The 4799-nt window shown below is 40.0% G+C and carries 3 protein-coding genes; all 3 read right to left on the minus strand.

Annotated elements, in window-relative coordinates; translation table 11 throughout:
* Positions 1–165: 165 nt before the first annotated feature.
* A complete protein-coding gene (locus JMX98_RS13375; protein WP_201587301.1) occupies positions 166–1440 on the minus strand; it encodes a lipoprotein-releasing ABC transporter permease subunit in 1275 nt (424 codons plus the stop codon).
* A 34-nt stretch (positions 1441–1474) separates the two neighbouring features.
* Positions 1475–2998, minus strand: coding sequence for a surface lipoprotein assembly modifier (locus JMX98_RS13380; protein ID WP_227680186.1), 1524 nt, complete (start codon positions 2996–2998; stop codon positions 1475–1477).
* Positions 2999–3064: 66 nt separating this feature from the next.
* Positions 3065–4666 carry a transferrin-binding protein-like solute binding protein gene (locus JMX98_RS13385; RefSeq protein WP_201587302.1) on the minus strand — a complete coding sequence of 534 codons (1602 nt, stop codon included), beginning with the start codon at positions 4664–4666 and terminating at the stop codon, positions 3065–3067.
* Between the last annotated feature and the right edge of the window lie 133 nt (positions 4667–4799).

Genomic DNA, 4799 nt, shown 5'->3' on the forward strand with positions numbered 1-4799 from the left:
TGGACGGTGAGTTCCATCGCCAATTAAAAAAGTCTGTGGAGTCGTGGTCAGTCTAAATCTCAAATGAGAAATAGCGCGTGACAATGAAGCAGAAAGAAAACGTCAAACCTATCTAATAGTCAATATTAGCTAGGTTTGAGTAAGATTTTTGGAACGGTTATCCATCTACTCACTGTTTAATATTTTTACTGGTTCAATATTCGCTGCACTATAAGCAGGATAAATCGTCGATAATAAAACCACGACAAAGGTCGATGATAGAATAAAAAATAAATCTACACCTTCAAGCTTAACCGGTAAAGCCTCAACGAAATAATTATCAAACAAACCTAAATTAAATGTTGTATTTACCCACCAAGAAACGCTTGGGAGACTAAGAGAAAGTAGAACTCCGAATACTGTCCCAATCAATATGCCGCTCATCCCTATAAACATACCTTGTACTATAAAGATACGTGAAACTAACTTAGATGAGACACCAAAAGTCCGTAATATTGCTATGTCAGATCTTTTCTCTACAACACTCATTACTAATGTTGAGATAATATTGAAGGCGGCGACTAAAATAATTAGAAATAACAATAAAGACATTATCGTTTTCTGCATACGAATAGAGCTATACAAGCTACCATGACTTTGGGTCCAATCATTACTTGTAAAAGTAAGCTTCGTAGATAGATCCTGATGTAATGAAACAGTATTAGACACTGCAGCTTGCGCATTCTTAGCTGCTTCCTTGGATAAAAAAACATCTTTTAAACGAAGCCTAATACCGGCAGCACCGTGATCCAAATTAACTATGTCAGAAGCATCATCCATAGCGATGTAACTCATCCACTTGTCTATCTCTTGACTTACATGGAACACTCCAGTTAATGTGTAGCTATGAAAGGTTGGCGTAACACCGGTTGTAGAACGAGAAGGACTAGAAATAATAATTCCTATTTTGTCGCCAATTTTTAAGCCGTATTTTTCTACTACGTATTCACCCAAGATAATATGTTTGCTACCTGCGTCTAAGCTATCAAAGTCACCAGCCACCATGCTTTCTTTAAGGATTGAAACGTTAGCATGAGAGCCTGGTTCTATCCCATTTATGATAGTACTGTTGACTTCTCCTCCTAGAGACAACATACCTCGAGCTTGTACAAAAGGCGCTGTGCCAATAACATTCGGATCGTTCTCTTCTACAATGCTCGCAATGCCAGCCCAGTCCTCTAAAGGCTGCGAGGCATAAATTGAAGCTTGAGGAACCATACCTAAAATCCTCTTAGACAAAGCATCCTCAAAGCCATTAAGTACTGACATTACGACAATTAAAGCAGCTACACCGAGTATCAAGCCAGTCATAGATACTAATGATATAAATGATAAAAATTTATTAGCATTTTTTGAGCGAGTAAACCGCAATCCTATAAAAAGTGGTAAAGGGCGGTACATAATTACTTTCTCTTATTTCTATGAAGTATAAATACTAAAATGCTTTGGTTAGCTCGACTGAAACATCGTTCTTATCGTACTCTTCAAAAGCTGAATTACTGGTAACTTTGCTATAGTCCCAACTAAGTCTTGGAGTCAGCCCTAATATTGAAAACCCTCTGTTCCACGCTGTAATACCAGCAGTATACTCTTTGTTTTCACGCTCGATACCAAAAAAATCCTTGCCTTTGTAGTTGCGCTCCGCATAACCTAAATCAAACTTTGTCGTATATCCTTTTGGCCAAGTTTGCCCCCAACCTACTCTTAGACCTGGGCGATCATAAGCCAAAGAATCATCATCAGAGTCTCTAGTAGAGTAGTCTACACCAAATGTCCAAAACTGTTGACCATTCGGAAAATATACTGCTGTATTGGCTAACAGCCAGTCTTTACCATCATTATAATCATAGCGGTCGATATAGCTCGACTTAGCGTAGCGAGCTAGGCCTTGATAACGAACTTTGGGGCTTAACCACTGATTCAAACTAAGTTTTACACCGGTAGTATCAGCATAGCTTTTTAAATCTCCATCGCCACTTCTTCCTTGCCCATACCAACGCTTGTTATGGAAAGGTACTAACTCTATATCGGTCGTGGCATTTTGATAACCTACTCCCGCACCAACGCCTGCTGTTATATCATTATAATTCTTATTGTCCCAATAATATTTACCATAACTACTGAGATGTAGTGCGGTATACATCTTATTGTCATATAACCATTTTCTATCACCATATAGACCGAAGCTTACCCCTTTACCTGTCTCTCGAGGGGATGTATAAGTAAGAACTGATCCATCATCTCCAAAGATTTGTGTCCCTGGTTTTGGTGAGTTGGTGATATTACTATCATCTAAATACGAGACTGAAGCATTAAAACTCCAACGATCTTGCGCATTAATAGCATCTAGATACCTATTAATAACCTGTATGTCATCTTCCGTAACTGCATCACTACGTAGTTTTTCAAATTCAGACTGGGCAGCATCAAACTGTCGGTTATAAAATAATGCCATCGCTAGTTGAAATCTCAATACTTTGACTTCTGGTAGCTGTGCATTAATCTTACGGTAGATACTGACAGCTTCGTCCAAATTACCCTTTTTTGCTTCAATAATGGCATTGCCCCAATCTATCACTGATGGATCATAGTTTGGCACTTGCTTATAATAAGGCAACAACTCTTCTAAAGAATCGGCATTAGCTTGTTTAAGCAGTCTTCCTAATAAATTCTCAAAGTTGTCAGGATTAGCTTTAAGATAAGCAATAGTTTCTGCTTTACTCATCTGAGGCCCTGCACTATCAGAAGGTAGCTCAGTGGAAAGTTTATCAAACTTTTCTGGACGAGCTTGCTTAATTAACTTATTAATGTCTTCTATCGAATTGTCTTGCGGAGCTAGAGGGGCTTCAGTTGCCTGAGCACCTATAGAAAAATACCCCATTACAAAAACCAGGGCACCGAACATACTAGAGTATCGCAAATATTGCATAACTGCTCCATTCAGTAAATTATCAATCATCAGATACACAAACGACCACACTAAGGTGGTCGTTCGCTTGTTAAGCACTAAGTATCTAACAAATGATTACTCAGTTTGGTTAGCGTTGCCATCTTCTGGTTTTGGATCTGGCGTTACTACAGGAGCCTCAACCTTATTGGCACCGAATACACCGCCCCACTCAGCACTACCATAACCTTTGTTGACTGAGTTTACAGAGCCACCGAACTCTTGAGCTTGATCACCATAGAAGCTACCTTTGAAGGCACCTTTTTTATCTTTTTCATATGATAAGTTAGATTCACCTTTAGCAGTATTACCAAAGATTTGGCCGCTAAAGTCTACTAAGTTATCTTTACGGAAGACAGCTTCACCTTCAGTTGGTTTAACTTCCCATACATTGTAAATGTTACCTTGTACAGTTCTGTCACCCATGTTAACAGTAGCTTGTACGAAGTTACCTTTACCTTCAAGTGGCTTCTCAGTGCCGCCAAATGAGTTACTGTCTGGGTTACCAACATCACCATGATACGAGTTATCGATACCATACATTAATGCATGACCTGCATATTCAACTGTACCGCCTTTAGCTTGCAGCGCATCCATTTGAGCAACAGTTGTCTCGGCAGTACCTTCATAGAAAGTACCGCGATAGAAGTAAGTATCTACAGAATTATTTTTATTGGTTGGATCTTTAGCTACAAGTTCAGACTCATAGTATTTAGTACCGTCTTTCTTAAGGCCTTTTTCGTCTAGCTTATCAATAACTGAGGTTACACGGCCATACTGAATGTGGTTAAGCTTAGTAGTTTCAAATTTAGCATCTTCGAAACTATCAATATTTAGATTTCCTTCAGCATCTTCTTTACCTAAGAAGCGGGCACTGTTTTTCTTTGCCTCATTCGTCAAGTCTAGAGACTTGTTACCGAAGATACGAGTACTTAAGGTAGAGCCTGCAGCTGCAATTGGACCAATACTTGTTACTGCATTTTCTTGGCCAGTTACAGTAAATTGGTTACCATCACCTTTTTCGATACTAACTAAACCGTTTAATTCGAAGTCATCGCTAGTAACGTTAATGCCATTTGCTGCGTTCGTAACTTGTAGTGAAGTAGTCTCGCTTTCTGCTTTGTCAGAAAAACCATCTACAGATTTACCTACATAGCGTAATAGTGATTCTTTTACACCCAAACGTTCTGCAGTCTCACGACCCACTACAATATTATCAAGGTTTTTATTTTGAAGAGTCTTACTATTAAGTACAGTAGCATTACCACTGTTAGCAGTCTCGGGGTTTAACTCGCGGTCAAACTTAGCATTATCACTGCGGACATACTGTTGCCCACCAACTGTTGGGGTATCAGCCTGCGGATCAGTAGCTGCCTCACCAACGTTATCTTCTTCGTCGCCAACTACTGGACCTTCACCACCATCGTTATCGCCGCCAGTATCGCCGCCAGTATCGCCGCCAGTATCGCCGCCAGTATCGCCGCCGTTATCGCCGCCAGTTTCGCCACCGTTATCGCCGCCAGTTTCGCCACCGTTATCGCCGCCAGTTTCGCCACCGTTATCTGGAGTTTCAGTGTCTGGAAGCTGTGGTTGGTAGTTGCTATCATCATCGCTACCACAACCTGCCAAAGCTGTTGCGAAGACAGCACTCAAGGCTAATGCTAAATACTTTTGTTTCATCTTTATTTACCCCACTCTCAACTTCGAAAGTGATTGAAAAAAGAAGAGCACCTCACTAATCTATTGTTTTCGACCAAGAATACAATGGAGTTGTGAGATGCCCATAGACGAATTTATCATCAATATCTATTTA

Source organism: Psychrobacter sp. HII-4 (assembly GCF_904846595.1).
In the GTDB taxonomy this organism is placed as follows: domain Bacteria; phylum Pseudomonadota; class Gammaproteobacteria; order Pseudomonadales; family Moraxellaceae; genus Psychrobacter; species Psychrobacter celer.

Coding starts and splice junctions, on each gene's coding strand:
- JMX98_RS13375 (WP_201587301.1), bottom strand. CDS start 1,440: ATGTACCGCCCTTTACCACTTTTTATAGGATTGCGGTTTACTCGCTCA.
- JMX98_RS13380 (WP_227680186.1), bottom strand. CDS start 2,998: ATGATTGATAATTTACTGAATGGAGCAGTTATGCAATATTTGCGATAC.
- JMX98_RS13385 (WP_201587302.1), bottom strand. CDS start 4,666: ATGAAACAAAAGTATTTAGCATTAGCCTTGAGTGCTGTCTTCGCAACA.